Source organism: Streptomyces sp. Inha503 (assembly GCF_047215865.1).
Classification (GTDB): Bacteria; Actinomycetota; Actinomycetes; order Streptomycetales; family Streptomycetaceae; genus Streptomyces; species Streptomyces lycopersici.
Window position 1 is genome coordinate 7,060,606 of the sequence record NZ_CP178360.1, and the last position, 17,389, is coordinate 7,077,994.

Consider the following 17,389-nt stretch of genomic DNA (forward strand, 5'->3'; position numbering starts at 1 on the left):
TGACATGACACAGAGCGAGAACGACATCACCGTCGTCCATGTGATGCGCCACGGCGAGGTCCACAACCCGGAGGGCGTGCTCTACGGCAGGCTGCCCGGCTACCACCTCTCCGATCTGGGGCGGCGGATGGCCGACCGGGTCGCCGAGCACCTCGCCGACCGTGACATCACCTATGTGGTCGCCTCCCCGCTGGAGCGGGCGCAGGAGACGGCGGCGCCGATCGCCAAGGCGCACGGCCTGGACGTGGCCTCGGACGAGCGGCTGATCGAGGCGGCGAACGTCTTCCAGGGCAAGACCTTCGGTGTCGGCGACGGCGCGCTGCGCAAACCGGGCAACTGGCGCCATCTCACCAACCCGTTCCGCCCGTCCTGGGGTGAGCCCTATGTCGACCAGGTGGTGCGGATGATGGCGGCGCTGGGCCGGGCGCGGGACGCCGCGCGCGGGCACGAGGCGGTGTGCGTCAGCCATCAGCTGCCGATCTGGATCGCGCGCAGCTTCGTGGAGCGGCGGCGGCTGTGGCACGACCCGCGCAGGCGGCAGTGCACCCTGGCCAGCCTCACCAGCTTCACCTTCCGCGGCGACCGCATCGTCTCGGTGGGCTACAGCGAACCGGCCCGTGATCTCGTTCCGCCCCATCTGCGCGCCGGCGCCAAGCCGCTGAAGGGCGCCTCCAAGGGCTACGGCGCCTGAGTGGTGCGCCCGGCGTCGGGCCGTGCGGTGTGGCACCGAATGGAGACATTGTGTCCGCCGTGTAATTGACTGCGTTCCTTCGGAACCTCGCTATTCGCCTCGCCATCTCCAGGGTTGTCCGGACACCCCGGGCAATCAGAACGGCGAGTGCGAATTGAGGGCGTTATGCGTGAGGTCAGCCGGAGGGGGATCCTCGGTCTTGGTATGGGAGCGGCGGCGTCACTGGCCGTCGCCGGCTGTTCCTCGGGGTCCGGATCCGGTATGCCGAAGCCCGAGAAGACGACCCAGGCGAAGCCGATCGGTGACGGCTCCACTTCGCACGGTGAGCGGCGTAAGGAGGCCCCGAAGCCGGAGCGGCTGGAGCGGGGGCAGAAGCCGCCGCAGTTCGTGGTGTTCTCGTGGGATGGTGCGGGAGAGGTCGGCAACGGTCTCTTCCCGCGGTTCCGCAAGCTGGCCGAGGACCACGGCGCGAGCATGACCTTCTTCCTCTCCGGTATCTACTGCCTTCCGGAGTCGAAGAAGTCGCTCTACCGGCCGCCGAACAACCCGGTGGGCGCCTCCGACATCGGCTATCTCACCGATGACCACATCAAGGCCACACTGCGGAACGTGCGCGAGGCCTGGCTCGAGGGCCATGAGATCGGCACCCATTTCAATGGCCACTTCTGCTCCGGAAGCGGCTCGGTGGAGAACTGGACGTCCGCGCAGTGGAAGTCCGAGATCGACCAGGCCATGTCCTTCGTCACGGAGTGGAAGACGAATACGCGCTTCAACGATGTGGATCCGCTGCCCTTCGACTACCACAAGGAGCTCATCGGCGGCCGCACTCCGTGTCTGAAGGGCCAGACCAATTTGCTGCCGACGGCCCGGGAACTCGGCTGGCGCTATGACGCCAGTTCGCCCGGCGGACTCCAGGTGTGGCCGTCGAAGAAGCAGGGCATCTGGGACTTCCCGTTGCAGCAGATTCCCTTTCCGGGGCACACCTTCGAGGTGCTCTCGATGGACTACAACATCCTGGCGAACCAGTCGAAGAATTCCACCAATGCCCCGCCCGCGAACTACCCGGGCTGGCGCAAGCAGGCCACCGATGCGTACATAGCCGGTTTCAAGCGGGCCTATGAGACCAATCGCGCCCCGTTCTTCATCGGAAACCACTTCGAGGAGTGGAATGGCGGCATCTATATGGACGCCGTCGAGGAAGCGCTCAAGCACATGGCCGACGAGAAGCACAAGGACGTCCGGCTGGTCTCCTTCAAGCAGCTCACCGACTGGCTGGACGCCCAGGACCCCGCGGTCCTGGCCGAGCTGAGCGGGCTCGGTGTGGGCCAGGCGTGGAGCGCGAACGGCGGCTGACGGTGCCAGTGGGCGCCGGGCGAGCCAGTGGCGAGCCGGGGGCGGGGCCCCGCGGGGCCCGGCGGGGCGCCCGGAGGGGGGTGGCGAAGATCCCCAAAAGGGCCATGCGAAACTTTTCACATGAGTGCCTGCCGTGCCCCTCGGGGCCTCGCGACCCGTCGTCGCGCAACCGTGCTGGCCGTCGGGGCCACGGTTGCCGCGCTGTCCCTGACCGCCTGCGGCGGGAGCGGCACCTCGGGCGGCTCCGCCGACACCAAGTTCGTCCAGGGCAAGGGCGGCGTGGACACCGTCGCCAAGGAGAACCGTAAGGACGCGCCCCAGCTCTCGGGCAAGACCCTGGAGGACAAGCCGCTGGACGTGGCGGACTACAAGGGCAAGATCGTGGTCCTGAACGTCTGGGGCTCCTGGTGCGCCCCCTGCCGGGCCGAGGCGTCGAACCTCGCCAAGGTGGCCAAGGACACCAAGGCCAAGGGTGTGCAGTTCATCGGGATCAACACCCGTGACTCCAACCGCGCCCCCGCGCTCAGGTTCGAGAAGGAATACGGCGTCGACTACCCGAGCCTGTACGACCCGATCGGGAAGCTCATGCTGCGCTTCCCCAAGGGCAGCCTCAATCCGCAGGCCATCCCCTCGACGATCGTGCTGGACCGGGAGGGCCGGATCGCGGCCCGCGCTCTGACGCCGCTCAGCGAGGAGCGCCTGCGCTCGATGGTCACCCCGCTGATCGCGGAGAAGTGACCTTTCGTGAATACGCTGGCCGCCGCGACCGATCCCAACCAGACCGTCCTGACCGGGGCGCTGCTGCTGGCGCTTCCGGTCGCCCTGCTCGGCGGACTGGTCTCCTTCTTCTCGCCCTGTGTGCTGCCGCTGGTGCCCGGCTATATGTCGTACGTCACAGGGGTTACGGGCACGGATCTGGCCGAGGCCAAGCGCGGCCGGATGGTCGCGGGCGCCTCGCTCTTCGTGCTCGGCTTCACCGCGGTCTTCGTCTCCGGGGGCGCGCTCTTCGGCAACTTCGGCTGGACGCTCCAGGAGCACAAGGAGACCATCTCCAAGATCCTCGGGGTCGTCACGATCGTGATGGGCCTCGCCTTCATGGGAGTGCTGGGGGGCTTTGGACAGCGGGAGTTCCGCTTCCACATCAAGCCCACGCTGGGGCTCGCGGGCGCGCCGGTGCTGGGCGCCCTGTTCGGCGTCGGCTGGACGCCGTGCCTGGGGCCGACGCTCACCGCCGTCAACGCCCTGGCGTTCAATGAGGCGAGCGCGGGGCGCGGGGCCCTGCTCACCGCCGCGTACTGCGTGGGCCTCGGGCTGCCGTTCGTGGTGGTCGCCGTGGCCTACCGCCGGGCGCTGGGTGCCTTCGGCTGGGTCAAGCGGCACTACGTCTGGGTGATGCGAGCCGGGGGCGGCATGCTCGTCGCCCTGGGGGTGCTGCTGCTCACAGGTGTCTGGGACACCATGATGGGCTCCATGCAGACCTGGGCTCAGGGCTTCAACGTTGGGATCTGATCGATGTCCACCACCGATACCGACACCGCGGCCGGCAAGGAGGCCGGCACGCCGCCCCAGGGTGGCGCGACCGCCGAGGAGCGCGAGCTCGGCGCCGCGGGGTCGCAGCTGTCCACCGCCCCGGCCGAGGAGATCAACGTCCCCTCGCTGGGGCCGCTCGGCTGGGCCCGGTGGTTCTGGCGGCAGCTGACCTCGATGCGGGTGGCGCTGCTGCTGCTCCTGCTGCTCACCCTCGCCACGATCCCCGGCTCCCTGGTCCCGCAGACCAGCATCGACCAGCTCAAGGTGCAGGACTTCCAGGAGCGGCACCCGACGCTCACCCCGATCTACGAGAAGCTCCAGCTGTTCCACGTCTACAGCTCGGTGTGGTTCTCGGCGATCTACCTCCTGCTGTTCATCTCGCTCATCGGCTGCATCGTGCCGCGCACCTGGCAGTTCATCGGCCAGCTGCGCGGCCGCCCGCCGGCCGCGCCCCGTCGGCTGACCCGGCTTCCCGCGTACACCACCTGGCGCAGCGAGGCCGAGCCGGAGCAGGTGCTGGCGGCCGCCCGGAAGATCATGAAGGGGCGCCGCTTCCGCATCGAGGCATCGGGTGACGCGGTGGCCGCGGAGAAGGGCTATCTGCGCGAGGTGGGCAATCTGCTCTTCCACACCGCGCTGATCGTGCTGCTGGTGTCCTTCGCCGCCGGGCAGCTGTGGAAGACCGAGGGCAGCAGCCTGATCACCGAGGGCGGCGGCTTCTCCAACAGCCTCACCCAGTACGACGACATCAAGACGGGGCAGCTGTTCAACAGTGACGATCTCGCCCCCTTCGGCTTCCAGCTGGACCGCTTCACCGCGACCTATGAACGCAGCGGTCCGCAGATGCGCACCCCGCGCACCTTCCGCGCCGATGTGAGCTACTGGGACGGCGCGGACGGCGCCAGCCACAAGACCTCGATCAAGGTGAACGAGCCGCTGGAGATCGCGGGTTACAAGGTCTTCCTGCTGAACCACGGCTACTCGCCGGTCGTCACCATCCGGGACGGCAAGGGCGAGGTGGTGCACCAGGGCCCGGTGGTCGGCCTGCCGATCGACGGCGCCAACCTCACCGAGAGCATGGTCATCAAGGTCCCGGACTACCGGGACAAGAACGGCAAGAAGGACCAAATCGGCTTCCAGGGGCAGTTCCTGCCGACCTGGGTGCGCAGCCAGGGCATGTTCTCCGTCTTCCCGGCGCTGGACAATCCGACGCTGGTCCTGACGGCCTACCACGGCAGCCTCGGCGTGGACGGCGGCACTCCGCAGAGCGTGTACCAGCTGGACAAGTCGCGGATGAAGCAGTTCATGGAGCCCGACGGCAAGACCAAGTTCGCCCGGGCGCTCAAGGTCGGCGACACCATGAAGCTGCCGAACGGCGCCGGAACGCTGTCGTTCGACGGTGTCAAGGAATGGGCCAGCTTCCAGATCTCGCACAAGCCGGGTGACCAGGGGGCCCTCATCGGCGCCGTGGCCGCCCTGGTGGGCCTGGCCGCCTCCCTGTTCATCCAGCGCCGCCGGGTGTGGGTGCGCGCGGTGACGGGCGACGACGGCACCACCGTGGTCGAGATGGCGGGGCTCGGCCGCAGTGAGTACGCCAAGCTCCCCGAAGAACTCGCCGATCTGGCCGTCCGTCTCCAGGCGGACGCACCACCGGCCCCGGAAGCGGAACCCGACCCGGAGCCCGACCGGAACTCCACCGAGGACTCCGGTAAGGAATCCACCGAGGGCCCCGCCTCGGAATCCGCATCCGATACCGCAGATCCCGCAGATCCTGCCGAAGGAGCGCGCGCGTGAACCTCGCCGCCGAAGTCAACGAGAACCTGGCTCATTACAGCAACGTGCTGATCTACTCGGCGATGGCGGTCTACACCCTCGCCTTCCTGGCGCATATCGCCGAGTGGGTGTTCGGCAGCCGCAGCGCCGTCGGCCGCACCGCCGCCGCGATCACCGCCGACGCCGAGGCCGGCCAGCGCGCCAAGGTGACCGTGCGGGTCGGCGGGCAGGGCGGTGGCACCGCCGTCCTGGACCGGCCGAAGATCGTCACCCGCTCCGCGGCGGGCAGCCGCGACGTCCCGGACGGTCCGGGCGCCGCCGGCGGCACCGAACAGGGCGATGTGTACGGCCGGATCGCGGTGGGCCTGACCGTACTGGCGTTCCTCTTTCATGCCGCGGGCGTCCTCTTCCGCGCGCTGTCGGTGCGGCGGGCCCCGTGGGGCAACATGTACGAGTTCTCCACGACCTTCGCCATGGTCGCGGTGGCCACATATCTCGTGCTGCTGGCGCTGAAGAAGAATGTGCGCTGGATCGGGCTGCCCCTCGTCACCACGGTCCTCCTCGACCTCGGTCTCGCCGTCTCTGTCTTGTACACCGCGAGCGACCAGTTGGTTCCGGCCCTGCACTCATACTGGCTGTGGATCCACGTCAGCTGCGCGATCGTCTCCGGCGCCTCGCTCTACATCGGGGCCGTCGCCACGCTGCTCTACCTCTTCCGCGACCGCTACGAGGTCCAGCTGGAGAACCCGGAGGGCAAGCAGTTCGGCCGGTTCGCCAAGTCCGTTCTGGAGCGGGTGCCGTCGGCGGCGTCGCTGGACAAGTTCGCGTACCGGATCAACGCCACGATCTTCCCGCTGTGGACCTTCACGATCATCGCGGGCGCGATCTGGGCCGAGGCCGCCTGGGGCCGCTACTGGGGCTGGGACCCCAAGGAGGTCTGGTCCTTCATCACCTGGGTCGCCTACGCCTGTTACCTGCACGCCCGCGCCACCGCCGGCTGGAAGGGCCGCAAGGCCGCCTACCTGGCGCTGATCGCCTTCGGCTGCTACCTGTTCAACTACTACGGCGTCAACATCTTCATCACCGGCAAGCACTCCTACGCCGGGGTCTGACACCGGACAACGCGACGGCCGGTTCCCCCGACCCATGTCGGGGGAACCGGCCGTTGTCGCGCTTCTCCGGCCGCCTGGCCGTTCTTCAGGACGCGGCCGTTCTTCAGGACGCGGCCGGCGGGGTGTCCTCCGGACCGGACCCGGACCCGGAGCCGGAACCCGAACCGGAACCCGGGCCCTCGCCCTTGCGGCGCAGCTCCTCCTCGCGGCGGCGGAGGTCGGCCTCCCAGTCCTTCAGCCGCTCCTCGTCGCTCTCGCGGTCGCCGGGCGTGTCGGCCGATTCGTTCGCGTCGTCCTTACGGCCCTTGTCGTTCAGGGACTTGAGGAACTCGGGGTTGTCGTCCGGCGCGACCCAGCCGCCCCCGCCCGTGCCCCGGACGCCGGGCCGGCCGGCGCCTCCGGGGACGGCGCGCTTGCGGCCCGCGATCAGCCAGGAGACGGAGCCCACGACGGGGAACAGCAGGACGAGGATCGCCCAGATGGGCTTGGGGATATAGCGGATGTCCTGTTCGTCGGTGGTGATGCAGTCGATGAACGCGTAGATGCTCAGTGCCAGCGGCACCAGGATCATCAGCACCCGTAGCATGAGGCGATTCCCCCTGCGTGTGGTGTTCGGGGCGGTGGCTCGGGCCCCCAGTTACGGAACCAGGGTAGTGCGTACCCGATACTGGGACGTATGGCTTATGACGATCTTCGTTCCTTTCTGCGGGCGCTCGACAGGGAAGGCGACCTCAAGAGGGTCAAGGCCGAGGTCGATCCCCATCTCGAGGTCGGGGAGATCGTCGACAGGGTCAACAAGGCGGGCGGCCCCGCGCTGCTCTTCGAGAACGTCAAGGGCTCGGCGATGCCGCTGGCCATGAATGTCTTCGGCACCGACCGCCGCCTCCTGAAGGCCCTGGGGCTCCGCTCGTACGACGAGATCAGCGAGAAGATCGGCGGGCTGGTCAAGCCCGAACTTCCGCAGGGGTTCGTCGGCCTGCGCGAGGCGTTCGGGAAGCTGGGCTCGGTGGCCCATGTGCCGCCGCGGAAGGTGAAGGACGCGCCCGTCCAGGAGGTGGTCCTCACCGGTGAGGACGTCGATCTGGACCAGCTTCCGGCGCTGTTCACCTGGCCCGAGGACGGCGGGTCGTTCTTCAACCTCGGTCTGACCCACACCAAGCACCCGGAGACCGGGGTGCGCAACCTCGGCCTCTACCGCCTCCAGCGCCACGACCGCCGCACCATCGGCATGCACTGGCAGATCCACAAGGACAGCCGCAACCACTACCAAGTGGCCGCCCGGCGCGGGGAGAAGCTCCCGGTGGCGATCGCCTTCGGCGCGCCGCCCGCCGTGACCTACGCCGCGACCGCGCCGCTGCCCGGCGACATCGACGAGTACCTCTTCGCGGGGTTCGTCCAGGGCCGGCGGGTCGAGATGGTGGACTGCGAGACGGTGCCGCTCCAGGTCCCGGCGGCGGCCGAGGTCGTCATCGAGGGCTGGCTGGAGCCCGGGAAGACGCTGCCGGAGGGCCCGTTCGGCGACCACACGGGCTTCTACACGCCCCAGGAGCCGTTCCCGGCCCTGACCATCGACTGTGTGACGATGCGGCGGCGGCCGCTGCTCCAGTCGATCGTGGTGGGCCGTCCGCCGACCGAGGACGGACCGCTGGGGAGGGCGACCGAGCGGTTCTTCCTCCCGCTGCTCAAGATCATCATCCCGGACATCGTGGACTACCACCTCCCCGAGTCCGGCGGTTTCCACAACTGCGCGATCGTCTCGATCGACAAGAAGTACCCCAAGCACGCGCAGAAGGTGATGCACGCCATCTGGGGCGCCCACATGATGTCGCTCACCAAGCTGATCGTCGTGGTCGACGCCGACTGCGATGTCCACGATCTGCACGAGGTTTCCTGGCGCGCTCTGGGGAACACCGACTACGCCCGCGATCTGACCGTGGTCGAAGGCCCCGTCGACCATCTTGACCACGCCTCGTACCAGCAATTCTGGGGCGGCAAGGCGGGTATCGACGCCACCGCGAAATGGCCCGAGGAGGGCTATACGCGCGACGGCGGATGGCCGCGCATGGTCATGTCCGATCCGGAGACCGCCGATCGGGTGACGAAGCGATGGAAGGAGTACGGGCTGTGAGCGCCGATTCCGCGACCCCCGATCTCTTCGGCCCCGAACCGGCGCCGCCCGGCCGGGTCCGCGCGTTTCTGCGGCTGGTGATGATCGAGCACTCGGTCTTCGCGCTGCCCTTCGCCTACATCGCCGCGCTGACCGCGATGCACCTGTGGGACTCCACCGTCCACTGGACGCGGCTGCTGCTGATCACTATCGCCATGGTGGGCATGCGCACCTTCGCCATGGCCTGCAACCGGATCATCGACCGCGAGATCGACGCCCGCAATCCGCGCACCGCCGGCCGCGAGCTGGTCACCGGCGCCGTGTCGGTGCGCACCGCGTGGACCGGCGCCCTCATCGCGCTCGCCGTCTTCCTGGGCTCGGCGGCGCTCCTGAACCCGCTCTGCCTGGCGCTGGCGCCGATCGCGGTGGTGCCGATGGTGGTCTATCCGTACGGCAAGCGGTTCACCGACTATCCGCACGCCATCCTGGGCGTGGCCCAGGCCATCGGCCCGGTCGGCGCCTGGATCGGGGTCACCGGTGAGTGGTCGTGGGACGCGGCCATCCTGGGGCTCGCGATCGGCATCTGGATCGGCGGCTTCGACCTGATCTACGCCTGCCAGGACGTGGCGGCCGACCGGGCGCACGGGGTGCGGTCGGTGCCGGCCCGCTTCGGCATCGCGGGCGCCCTCTACGGCGCGCGCGTCTGCCATGTGGTCACCACGGCCCTGCTGGTCTGGTACGCGCTGGCCACGGACGCCGGGGCGTTCTTCTGGGTCGGGCTGGCGATCGTCGCGGCGGCGTTCGCGTACGAGCACACCATCGTGCGGCCGGGCGATCTGTCCCGGCTGAACCGCGCCTTCTTCACGGTCAACGGCTTCATCGGGATCGCCCTGTTCTGCTGCGCGCTCCTCGACCTGGTGGTGCGGGGCCTCGGCCTGTGAGACCCGCCGGATAGGCTCGGTGACGTGGAGACGCCGCACGAGCCTTACGGGCCGCATGAGCCGTACGGGCCGCACGAAGAAGTGGGCGGGCGCCGTCCCTGGGTGGTCGGTGTGTCCGGCGCGTCCGGGACGCCGTACGCCGCCTCGGTGCTGCGCGCGCTGCTGGCGGCGGGGGAGGCGGTCGACCTGGTGGTCAGCCGGGCGTCACGGCTGACGCTGCTTGACGAGACGGGGATCGGGTTCCGGGACGCCCACTGGCGCGAGGATCTGCGCCGCTGGCTGGCGCGCGGCGCGGACGGCACGCCCGACGCCTTCGAGGTGCCCGCCGAGGTGGCGGACGTGGCCCACTGGGCGCCCGGGGACCTGGCGGCCGGGCCGTCGTCCGGCTCGTATCCGGCCAAGGGGATGCTGATCGTCCCGGCGAGCACCGCGTGCGTGGCCGGGGTGGCGCTCGGGCTGTCGAAGGATCTGCTCCAGCGGGCCGCGAGCGTCACGCTCAAGGAACGGCGCAAGCTCGTGGTGGCGGTGCGTGAGACACCGCTGAGCGGACAGACGCTGAAGGCTCTGGTGACGCTGGACGAGGCGGGCGCGGTGGTGCTGCCCGCCTCGCCGGCGTTCTACGCGGGGGCGACGCACATCCAGGATCTGGTGGACTTCGTCGCGGGGCGGGTGCTGGACGCGGCAGGGGTGCCGCACAAGCTGTACCGCCGGTGGGAGGGGGAGCTCGGTGGGGACCGGGACCGGGGAACGGCCTAGCGGGTCCAGCGCCGCCTGGTGCGCGCGGTGCGGGCCGCGACGACGGCCGCGCGGCGAGCCGCGCGGGAGACGGGCCGGTCGGTGGTACGGGCTGCACGCGAGCGGTTGGCCAGGTCCCGCAGCTCGAGCATGCGGGCCTCAAGACCCTCGATCGTGTACACGGTGAGTCTCATCTCCTGAGGGATGGTCGATCGCCTAAAAGATTTACAGGGTTCGTGGCCCTGATGCCTTAGATTCTACATGTAATCCCGCTCAAACTTTGAATAATGGAAGGCGTACGTGGATATGGACGCGGTGGACAGGCAGCTCATCCAGGCCCTGCGGGAGAACGGCCGGGCCTCCTACGCGGAGCTCGGCAGGCTCGTCGGCCTGTCCGGGCCCAGCGTCACGGACCGGATCAACCGCCTGGAGGCCGCCGGGGTGATCACCGGCTATCGCGCGACCGTGGACGCCGCCTCCCTGGGGCTCGGCGTCACCGCGCTGATCGGCATCCAGCTCTCCGACGCCACCGACCACGAGGATGTGGCCCACCGGTTGCGCGAGCTCGCCGAGATCGAGGACTGCTGGTTCATCGCGGGCGACGACTCCTACATGCTCAAGGTGCGCGCATCCGACGTGGACGGCCTGGAGCGGACCATCCGCCGGCTCTCGGGCACCAAGGGCGTCTCCCGCACCCGGACCACGATCGTGCTGTCCACGAAGTGGGAAAACCGGGTCGGCGAGCTTCCCGAGGACATCGAGGCGTAGTCTCGGCGAAGGCTGACATCAGCAGACGTATTGGGAGGCGACCGGGGTGACGGGGACCACACACGACGCGGGTTTCAAGAGGGAGTTGGAGCAGAAGGTCCGCGCGGGCGAGCGGCTCTCGCGGGAGGACGGCATCGCCCTTTACGAGTCCGACGACCTGGCCTGGCTGGGCGGTCTCGCCCATGAGGTGCGCACCCGTAAGAACGGCGACGTCGTGCACTTCAACGTCAACCGCCACCTCAACATGACGAACGTGTGCACCGCGTCCTGCGCGTACTGCTCCTTCCAGCGCAAGCCCGGCGAGAAGGACGCCTACACGATGCGCATCGAGGAGGCCGTCCGGCTCGCCAAGGCGATGGAGAACGAGAACCTCACCGAGCTACACATCGTCAACGGCCTGCACCCGACCCTCCCCTGGCGCTACTACCCCCGGTCGCTCAAGGCGCTCAAGGAGGCCCTTCCGCAGGTCTCCCTCAAGGCGTTCACCGCCACCGAGATCCACCACTTCGAGAAGATCTCCTCCATGCCCGCCTCGGAGATCCTCGACGAGCTGATCGACGCCGGGCTGGAGTCGCTCACCGGTGGCGGCGCCGAGATCTTCGACTGGGAGATCCGGCAGCACATCGTCGACCACGAGACCCACTGGGAGGACTGGTCCCGCATCCACCGGCTCGCCCACGAGAAGGGGCTCAAGACGCCCTGCACGATGCTCTACGGGCATATCGAGGAGCCCCGCCACCGGGTGGACCACGTGCTGCGCCTGCGTGAGCTCCAGGACGAGACCGGCGGCTTCCAGGTCTTCATCCCGCTGCGCTACCAGCACGACTTCGTGGACATGAAGGACGGCAAGATCCGCAACCGCCTTCAGGCCCGCACCACCATGGCCACCGGCGCGGAGGCCCTGAAGACCTTCGCGGTCTCCCGGCTGCTCTTCGACAACGTGCCGCACGTCAAGGTCTTCTGGGTGATGCACGGCGTGCAGACCGCGCAGCTCGCGCTCAACCACGGCGCGGACGACATGGACGGGTCGGTCGTCGAATACAAGATCACCCACGACGCCGATGACTACGGGACGCCCAACAAGCTCACCCGCGACGATCTGCTCGAACTGATCCGGGACGCCGGGTTCCGGCCGGTGGAGCGGAACACCCGCTACGAGGTCATCCGCGAGTTCGAGGGCCCGGACCCGGCCCGCCGCGAGACCCCGCAGCCGATGCGGGTGTGATCCGTACGGGGCGTATGCCGCACATCGCGGGCGTACCGCCGGTGTGACCCGTATCGCCCTCCGCCCGGCGGTTCGTTGTCTGACGGCCGCCGAGCGGGGCACTCGGGGCCCATGGCCGGTACGAAGAGCCCCGAGGACGCGTACACCGCCGCCCCCTTCGTCCCGGAAGGCGCCGACCTGGGCGCGCTCCGGGAAGCGGCGGCCGGATGCCACGGCTGCCCGCTGCACTGCGGCACCACGCAGACCGTCTTCGGCGCCGGGGACCCGGACGCCCGGGTCGTGCTCGTCGGCGAGCAGCCGGGCGACCAGGAGGACCGGCAGGGCAAGCCCTTCGTGGGCCCGGCGGGCAGGGTCCTCGACCGGGCCCTGGGTGAGGCCGGGATCGACCCGGACGAGACATACATCACCAACGCGGTCAAGCACTTCAAGTTCACCCACGTCCCCGAACGCGGCAAGCGGCGCATCCACAAGCCGCCGAGCCTGCGCGAGCTCTCCGCCTGCGGGCCCTGGCTGGAGGCCGAGCTGGAGCTGATCGAGCCCGAAGTGGTCGTGGCGCTCGGCGCCACGGCGGGGAAGGCGCTGCTGGGCTCGTCGTTCCGGGTGACCAAGCAGCGCGGTACGCGGCTGGAGGGCGACCCGTCGGGACCGGCGCGCGGCGCCCTGATCGTCCCCACGATCCACCCGTCCGCGGTGCTGCGGGCCGATGACCGGGAGGCGGTGTACGGGGGGCTGGTGGCCGATCTGAGGGTCGCGGCGGAGGCGCTGGGCTGAGCGGCCGGACCGGAGTGCGTACGGTCGCGGGGCGCGGAGGCGCGGAGGCGCGGAGGCGCGGAGGCGCGGAGGCGCGGAGGCGTGGGGGCGTGGGGGCTCGGGGCCGCGGGCGCTCGGGCCGCGGGGGCGCTGACAGACCCCCTGGGTATCGTCGAACGCATGCCCCTGCGCTGTGAACTCGACCCCGAGACCACCCCCGAGCTGCTCGACTCCATCTGCGCCCTCTGGACCGACGTCTCGAACGCGGGGGGCGCCGTCGGCTTCGTACCGCCCGTGGTCAAGGACGACATACGCCCCGAGCTGATCCAGCACCTCGCCGCGATGACGGAGGGCCGGACCCGTCTGCTCCTCGGCCGCGACGAGGACGGCGCGGTGGCCGCCACCGCCTTCTTCACCTTCAACACCCACCGGCTGATGCGCCACTGGTGCTGGCTCTACACCGTGATGGTGCACCCCTCCCACCAGGGCAAGGGATACGGCCGCGCCCTTATGGCGGCCGCCGAGGAGGCCGCGCGCCATATGGACGGCATCCGGGGGATACGGCTCACCTGCCGCGGCGGCAGCGGGGCGAACCGCTTCTACGAGCGGTGCGGCTACAAGGAGGTCGGGCGGGTGCCCGGCGCGATCAAGGTCGCGGACGACGACTTCCGGGACGACATCACCATGTGGCTGCCGCTGAATTGATCAGAAACCGGCCGTGGTTCACTGGGAGGACAGGTTCTTCCGGCGGTAGCCCCCGGAAGACCTCGCCGCAGAACGCCGCACAGAACTCCCAGGAGAGAGGACGAGACGTGTCCTTCACGCCGAGTGCCATGTTCCGCTACACCCTCATGCGCCTGGGAATCTTCGTCGGCTCGTTCCTGGCCATCTGGGCCCTGGTCTACTTCCGGGTGCTGCCCTCCGGGCTCGGCAAGTCCAACCTCTTCTGGGTGGCGCTGCTCGCGCTGGTCGTCTCCGCGCCGCTCAGCTGGATGATGCTGCGCAAGCAGCGGGACGCCGTGGCCGTCCAGGTCGCCGAGAAGGTGGACCGCGCCAAGGAGCGGCTGGCGGCGAACCAGAGCCAGGAGGACGGCGTCTGACCGCCGCCGGGCTGTAACCCTCCTCACACCGGTTCACACACTCCCTCAACGCCCCTGGTGCCAGCTTCCGCTGGTGCCAGGGGCGTTGATGTCTTTCGGACCCTCAGCCATCCGCAGAAGTCAAAGATTTCCTTTGGGTTCCCCAAAGCGGCGGTGTTAACGTACTTGTCATGAAGACAGCAGCCGCGCCCCACATCGCAGCGAGCGTTCCGCTCGTGGCGCGCCTGCACATCGATCTTTGCCGCTGCCTGTCCGCGGCCTGTCGTCGCCGCTGATCCATCTCGCGCACAGCGGCCGGAGATCCCGTACGGACTCCTGGCTTTCTCCCCCTCTTACCTCCACCGGAGTGTGTCCGTTGTCGTCCGCCCTCAAGGCGTCCCCCCAGGGGTCGTCGTCCTTCCGCCTGCCCAAGGTGCCCTTCTGGGCGCAGATCCTGCTGGGCCTCGTCCTCGGTGTGGTGCTCGGCTGGATCGCCCGCAGTGGTGATGTCGGCTGGCTGGTGACCACGCTCGACAAGATCGGCACCATCTTCGTCCAACTGCTGAAGCTGGCCGTCGCCCCGCTGGTGTTCTTCGCGATCCTGATCTCGATCACCAATCTGCGGAACGTCAACAACGCCGCCCGGCTGGCGACCCGCACCCTGCTGTGGTTCATGGCCACCTCGCTGATCGCCGTCGCCATCGGCCTGGCGATCGGCCTGGTGACCAACCCGGGCGCGGGCACCGACCTGACCCCCAAGGACGGCGCCAAGCCCGACCACGCGGGCTCCTGGCTGGACTTCCTCACCGGCATCGTGCCGACGGACGTCATCACCCCGTTCACCGAGCTGAACGTGTTGCAGATCGTCTTCATCGCCGCCGTCGCGGGCGTCGCCGCCCTCCAGTTGGGCGAGAAGGCCCAGCCGATCCTCACCCTGAGCCAGTCGGTGCTCGAACTGCTCCAAAAGGCCCTGTGGTGGGTCATCCGCCTCGCCCCGCTGGGCACCCTGGGCCTCATCGGCACCGCCATCGCCGACTACGGCTGGAACCTGATCGGCAAGTACGCGACCTTCACCGCCGACATCTACGTCGGCTGCGCGCTGGTGATGTTCGGCGTCTACCCGCTGCTGCTCGCGACGGTCGCCAAGGTCAACCCCCTGAACTTCTTCAAGGGCGCCTGGCCCGCCATCCAGCTCGCCTTCGTCTCCCGCTCCTCGGTCGGCACCATGCCGCTGACCCAGAAGGTCACCGAGCGGCTGGGCGTCCCCAAGGAGTACGCCTCCTTCGCGGTGCCCTTCGGCTCGACGACGAAGATGGACGGCTGCGCCTCGATCTACCCCGCGATCGCGGCGATCTTCATCGCCCAGATCTTCGACGTGAACCTCGGCGTCGGCGACTACCTCCTGATCGCCTTCGTCTCGGTGATCGGCTCCGCCGCCACCGCCGGCCTTACGGGCGCCACGGTCATGCTGACCCTGACCCTCTCCACCCTGGGCCTCCCCCTGGAGGGCGTCGGCCTGCTGATGGCCATCGACCCGGTCCTGGACATGATGCGGACCGCCACCAACGTGGCCGGGCAGTCGCTGATACCGGTGATCGTCTCGGCCCGCGAGAAGATCCTCGACCACGAGGCGTACGCCCACGCCAGCGCCTCCCCGCTGGACGACCGCGACGAGCCGGAGCCCCAGCTGGCCGCCGCGTAACACCTGCCGAGCGACAGGCGGTGCCCCGGACCTCTCCCCGGTCCGGGGCACCGTGCCGTTCACTCGCCCGCCGTGGCCTCCAGGCCCACGATGGCCACCACCAGCAGGAGCAGGAAGAAGATCCGGGCCGGGGTGACCGGTTCATGGAAGAGGAGCATGCCCAGCAGGGCGGTGCCGACCGCGCCGATGCCGACCCAGACGCCGTAGGCCGTGCCGATGGGCAGGCTCTTCACCGCCGCGCTCAGCAGCCCCATGCTCACGATCAGACCGGCGGCGGTGAACACACTGGGCCACAGCCGGGTGAAGCCGTCGCTCAGCTTCATGCCGATCGACCAGCAGATCTCGAACAGCCCGGCCGTGAGCAGCAGGACCCATGCCATGACGGCACCTCCGTGAAGTCTCTCGATTACGGGGGTGCGTCGTCTTTGCGGGTCCCGGTACGGCGCGTCTCGTCGGGTCCTCTCGACCGTAGCAAACCTCCCGTGTCAGACGAGCCGGGCGGTGAGCAGGGGGAGGGCGCGGGTGAGTTCGCGTTCCCAGTAGGGCCAGGTGTGGGTGCCGGGGCCGTAGAGGTGGGCGGTGACGGCCAGGCCGTGGGCGCGGGCGCGGCGCACATAGCGCTGGGCCATCTCGCCGAGGCCGCGCTCCAGGCCGTCCTCGGGGCGGCCCGGCGGGTCGAGGGGGCCGGGGGTGCCGTTGCCGCAGGCGACGTAGAGCGGGTAGCCGCGGGGGAGCCGGGGGATGAGGGCGTACGGATTGTGGGCGTCCCAGAGCGCGGACTGGGTGGCGGGGTCTCCCCAGAGGGCCGTCGGGTCGGCGCCCTGGCCCGTGATGATGGCCTGGACGCCGGCGGGGTCCAGGGTGGTGTGGATGACCCCGCTGAAGGACGCCGCGGCGCGGAAGAGGCGGGGGTGGCGGGCGGCGTAGGAGAGGGCGCCGAAGCCGCCCATGGACAGACCGGCGATCGCCCGGCGGCCGTTGGCCCGCAGGGCGCGCTCCAGCAGGGGGCGCAGTTCGGCCAGGTGGAAGGTCTCCCAGGCGGGCGGGCCGTAGTGGCCGCCGTTCCACCAGTCGGAGTAGAAGCCGGCGGGACCGCCCTCGGGGGAGACGATCAGGGCCGGGGTGGCGGCGGTGATGGCCTCGACATCGGTGTTGAGGGTCCATGCCTCCCAGCCGGGGCCCGGGTCGCAGCAGCCGTGGAGCAGGTAGAGGACGGGCCAGCGGTGGTGGGGTCTGCGGTCGTAGCCGGTGGGGAGGAGGACGCGGGCGTGGCCCTCGCGGCCCAGGGCGGGCGAGTCGATCGTCAGGTCCAGGACGCGCTCGTCGACCCGCTCCGCGGCGACGAGGCGCGCGCGGGTGGAGGCCGTGCGTCCGGCAAGGGCTTCCGGGGACCGGGCCTTCGAGGAGCCGGGCTCCGGGGAACGGGCCTCGGCGCGGGCGGGGAGGAGCGGTGCGGCGGCCAGCGCGGTCAGCGCGGCGAGCGTGCGACGGCGGTTCGGCATCGTTCGTTCTCCTTCGCGGCACTGCGTTACGGAGCTGAACGGGGCACGGTGCGTGGTCAGTTGAAACTTTGATGTCGTCGGGCGGCCGTGGCAAGAGCGCTGACCGTGGTCCCACGTAGGC

19 protein-coding genes and 1 riboswitch are annotated in these 17,389 nt (G+C 69.6%); of the genes, 15 read left to right on the forward strand and 4 right to left on the reverse strand.

Going from position 1 to position 17,389, the window contains the following annotated elements:
- Positions 1-4: 4 nt before the first annotated feature.
- The 6 genes from ACJX2R_RS29655 to ccsB all read left to right on the forward strand — a co-directional run bounded on the left by ACJX2R_RS29655 (position 5) and on the right by ccsB (position 6,459).
- Entirely contained in the window at positions 5-691 is a 687-nt protein-coding gene (locus ACJX2R_RS29655) for a histidine phosphatase family protein (RefSeq protein ID WP_413102646.1), read from the forward strand.
- A 165-nt stretch (positions 692-856) separates the two neighbouring features.
- Entirely contained in the window at positions 857-2,044 is a 1,188-nt protein-coding gene (locus tag ACJX2R_RS29660; protein WP_413102647.1) for a hypothetical protein, read from the forward strand.
- A 120-nt stretch (positions 2,045-2,164) separates the two neighbouring features.
- The gene (locus tag ACJX2R_RS29665) at positions 2,165-2,782 is read left to right on the forward strand and encodes a TlpA family protein disulfide reductase (RefSeq protein WP_413102648.1); all 618 of its coding nucleotides are present in this window, start codon (positions 2,165-2,167) and stop codon (positions 2,780-2,782) included.
- Between the two features lie 6 nt (positions 2,783-2,788).
- Positions 2,789-3,553: a cytochrome c biogenesis CcdA family protein gene (locus ACJX2R_RS29670; RefSeq protein ID WP_037955272.1), complete on the forward strand. Its 765-nt coding sequence runs from the start codon at positions 2,789-2,791 to the stop codon at positions 3,551-3,553.
- A 3-nt stretch (positions 3,554-3,556) separates the two neighbouring features.
- Positions 3,557-5,368: a cytochrome c biogenesis protein ResB gene (locus tag ACJX2R_RS29675; RefSeq protein ID WP_413102649.1), complete on the forward strand. Its 1,812-nt coding sequence runs from the start codon at positions 3,557-3,559 to the stop codon at positions 5,366-5,368.
- Positions 5,365-6,459, forward strand: coding sequence for a c-type cytochrome biogenesis protein CcsB (ccsB, locus tag ACJX2R_RS29680; protein ID WP_413102650.1), 1,095 nt, complete (start codon positions 5,365-5,367; stop codon positions 6,457-6,459). The genes ACJX2R_RS29675 and ccsB overlap by 4 nt, the downstream gene beginning before the upstream one ends.
- A 103-nt stretch (positions 6,460-6,562) precedes the next feature.
- Here ccsB and ACJX2R_RS29685 read toward each other — a convergent pair whose 3' ends face one another.
- Positions 6,563-7,045 carry a PLD nuclease N-terminal domain-containing protein gene (locus ACJX2R_RS29685; RefSeq protein ID WP_413102651.1) on the reverse strand — a complete coding sequence of 161 codons (483 nt, stop codon included), beginning with the start codon at positions 7,043-7,045 and terminating at the stop codon, positions 6,563-6,565.
- A 90-nt stretch (positions 7,046-7,135) separates the two neighbouring features.
- Between ACJX2R_RS29685 and ACJX2R_RS29690 the strand changes: the two genes are divergently transcribed.
- The 3 genes from ACJX2R_RS29690 to ACJX2R_RS29700 all read left to right on the forward strand — a co-directional run bounded on the left by ACJX2R_RS29690 (position 7,136) and on the right by ACJX2R_RS29700 (position 10,263).
- Positions 7,136-8,587 (forward strand): menaquinone biosynthesis decarboxylase, encoded by a 1,452-nt coding sequence (locus ACJX2R_RS29690; RefSeq protein ID WP_413102652.1) that lies wholly within the window; start codon positions 7,136-7,138, stop codon positions 8,585-8,587.
- The gene (mqnP, locus tag ACJX2R_RS29695; protein ID WP_413102653.1) at positions 8,584-9,507 is read left to right on the forward strand and encodes a menaquinone biosynthesis prenyltransferase MqnP; all 924 of its coding nucleotides are present in this window, start codon (positions 8,584-8,586) and stop codon (positions 9,505-9,507) included. Before ACJX2R_RS29690 ends, mqnP begins: the two co-directional genes overlap by 4 nt.
- 81 nt (positions 9,508-9,588) lie before the next feature.
- The gene (locus ACJX2R_RS29700; RefSeq protein WP_413105971.1) at positions 9,589-10,263 is read left to right on the forward strand and encodes a UbiX family flavin prenyltransferase; all 675 of its coding nucleotides are present in this window, start codon (positions 9,589-9,591) and stop codon (positions 10,261-10,263) included.
- Here the strand turns inward: ACJX2R_RS29700 and ACJX2R_RS29705 are convergent.
- Positions 10,260-10,436 (reverse strand): hypothetical protein, encoded by a 177-nt coding sequence (locus tag ACJX2R_RS29705; protein ID WP_020869410.1) that lies wholly within the window; start codon positions 10,434-10,436, stop codon positions 10,260-10,262. The two genes, ACJX2R_RS29700 and ACJX2R_RS29705, sit on opposite strands and share 4 nt — an antisense overlap.
- Positions 10,437-10,548: 112 nt before the next feature.
- Here ACJX2R_RS29705 and ACJX2R_RS29710 point away from each other — a divergent pair, with 112 nt between their 5' ends.
- The 6 genes from ACJX2R_RS29710 (at position 10,549) to ACJX2R_RS29735 (ending at position 15,766) form a co-directional block, all read left to right on the forward strand.
- Positions 10,549-11,010, forward strand: a complete 462-nt coding sequence (locus ACJX2R_RS29710) for an Lrp/AsnC family transcriptional regulator (protein ID WP_137978995.1) — start codon at positions 10,549-10,551, stop codon at positions 11,008-11,010.
- Positions 11,011-11,056: 46 nt separating this feature from the next.
- Positions 11,057-12,235 (forward strand): aminofutalosine synthase MqnE, encoded by a 1,179-nt coding sequence (mqnE, locus tag ACJX2R_RS29715; RefSeq protein ID WP_413102654.1) that lies wholly within the window; start codon positions 11,057-11,059, stop codon positions 12,233-12,235.
- 111 nt (positions 12,236-12,346) lie between these two features.
- Complete coding sequence (locus tag ACJX2R_RS29720; RefSeq protein WP_413102655.1) at positions 12,347-13,006, forward strand: UdgX family uracil-DNA binding protein; 660 nt, start codon at positions 12,347-12,349, stop codon at positions 13,004-13,006.
- A gap of 159 nt (positions 13,007-13,165) precedes the next feature.
- Positions 13,166-13,690, forward strand: coding sequence for an N-acetyltransferase family protein (locus ACJX2R_RS29725; RefSeq protein WP_413102656.1), 525 nt, complete (start codon positions 13,166-13,168; stop codon positions 13,688-13,690).
- 107 nt (positions 13,691-13,797) lie between these two features.
- The gene (locus ACJX2R_RS29730; protein WP_262701516.1) at positions 13,798-14,085 is read left to right on the forward strand and encodes a DUF4229 domain-containing protein; all 288 of its coding nucleotides are present in this window, start codon (positions 13,798-13,800) and stop codon (positions 14,083-14,085) included.
- Positions 14,086-14,440: 355 nt separating this feature from the next.
- Entirely contained in the window at positions 14,441-15,766 is a 1,326-nt protein-coding gene (locus tag ACJX2R_RS29735; protein ID WP_262701515.1) for a dicarboxylate/amino acid:cation symporter, read from the forward strand.
- Between the two features lie 59 nt (positions 15,767-15,825).
- Here the strand turns inward: ACJX2R_RS29735 and ACJX2R_RS29740 are convergent, their stop codons facing one another.
- Entirely contained in the window at positions 15,826-16,146 is a 321-nt protein-coding gene (locus ACJX2R_RS29740; protein ID WP_262701512.1) for a DMT family transporter, read from the reverse strand.
- Positions 16,147-16,179: 33 nt separating this feature from the next.
- Positions 16,180-16,247: riboswitch (guanidine-III (ykkC-III) riboswitch) on the reverse strand.
- Positions 16,248-16,251: 4 nt separating this feature from the next.
- A complete protein-coding gene (locus tag ACJX2R_RS29745) occupies positions 16,252-17,268 on the reverse strand; it encodes an alpha/beta hydrolase (protein ID WP_413102657.1) in 1,017 nt (338 codons plus the stop codon).
- Positions 17,269-17,389 lie beyond the last annotated feature (121 nt).

Excerpts from the sequence above, each read along its gene's own strand:
- ACJX2R_RS29720 (WP_413102655.1), top strand. The coding sequence starts at position 12,347 with ATGGCCGGTACGAAGAGCCCCGAGGACGCGTACACCGCCGCCCCCTTC.
- ACJX2R_RS29705 (WP_020869410.1), bottom strand. The coding sequence starts at position 10,436 with ATGAGACTCACCGTGTACACGATCGAGGGTCTTGAGGCCCGCATGCTC.
- ACJX2R_RS29690 (WP_413102652.1), top strand. The coding sequence starts at position 7,136 with ATGGCTTATGACGATCTTCGTTCCTTTCTGCGGGCGCTCGACAGGGAA.
- ACJX2R_RS29660 (WP_413102647.1), top strand. The coding sequence starts at position 857 with ATGCGTGAGGTCAGCCGGAGGGGGATCCTCGGTCTTGGTATGGGAGCG.
- ACJX2R_RS29745 (WP_413102657.1), bottom strand. The coding sequence starts at position 17,268 with ATGCCGAACCGCCGTCGCACGCTCGCCGCGCTGACCGCGCTGGCCGCC.
- ACJX2R_RS29710 (WP_137978995.1), top strand. The coding sequence starts at position 10,549 with ATGGACGCGGTGGACAGGCAGCTCATCCAGGCCCTGCGGGAGAACGGC.
- ACJX2R_RS29685 (WP_413102651.1), bottom strand. The coding sequence starts at position 7,045 with ATGCTACGGGTGCTGATGATCCTGGTGCCGCTGGCACTGAGCATCTAC.
- ACJX2R_RS29665 (WP_413102648.1), top strand. The coding sequence starts at position 2,165 with ATGAGTGCCTGCCGTGCCCCTCGGGGCCTCGCGACCCGTCGTCGCGCA.
- ACJX2R_RS29675 (WP_413102649.1), top strand. The coding sequence starts at position 3,557 with ATGTCCACCACCGATACCGACACCGCGGCCGGCAAGGAGGCCGGCACG.
- ACJX2R_RS29655 (WP_413102646.1), top strand. The coding sequence starts at position 5 with ATGACACAGAGCGAGAACGACATCACCGTCGTCCATGTGATGCGCCAC.
- ACJX2R_RS29725 (WP_413102656.1), top strand. The coding sequence starts at position 13,166 with ATGCCCCTGCGCTGTGAACTCGACCCCGAGACCACCCCCGAGCTGCTC.
- ACJX2R_RS29740 (WP_262701512.1), bottom strand. The coding sequence starts at position 16,146 with ATGGCATGGGTCCTGCTGCTCACGGCCGGGCTGTTCGAGATCTGCTGG.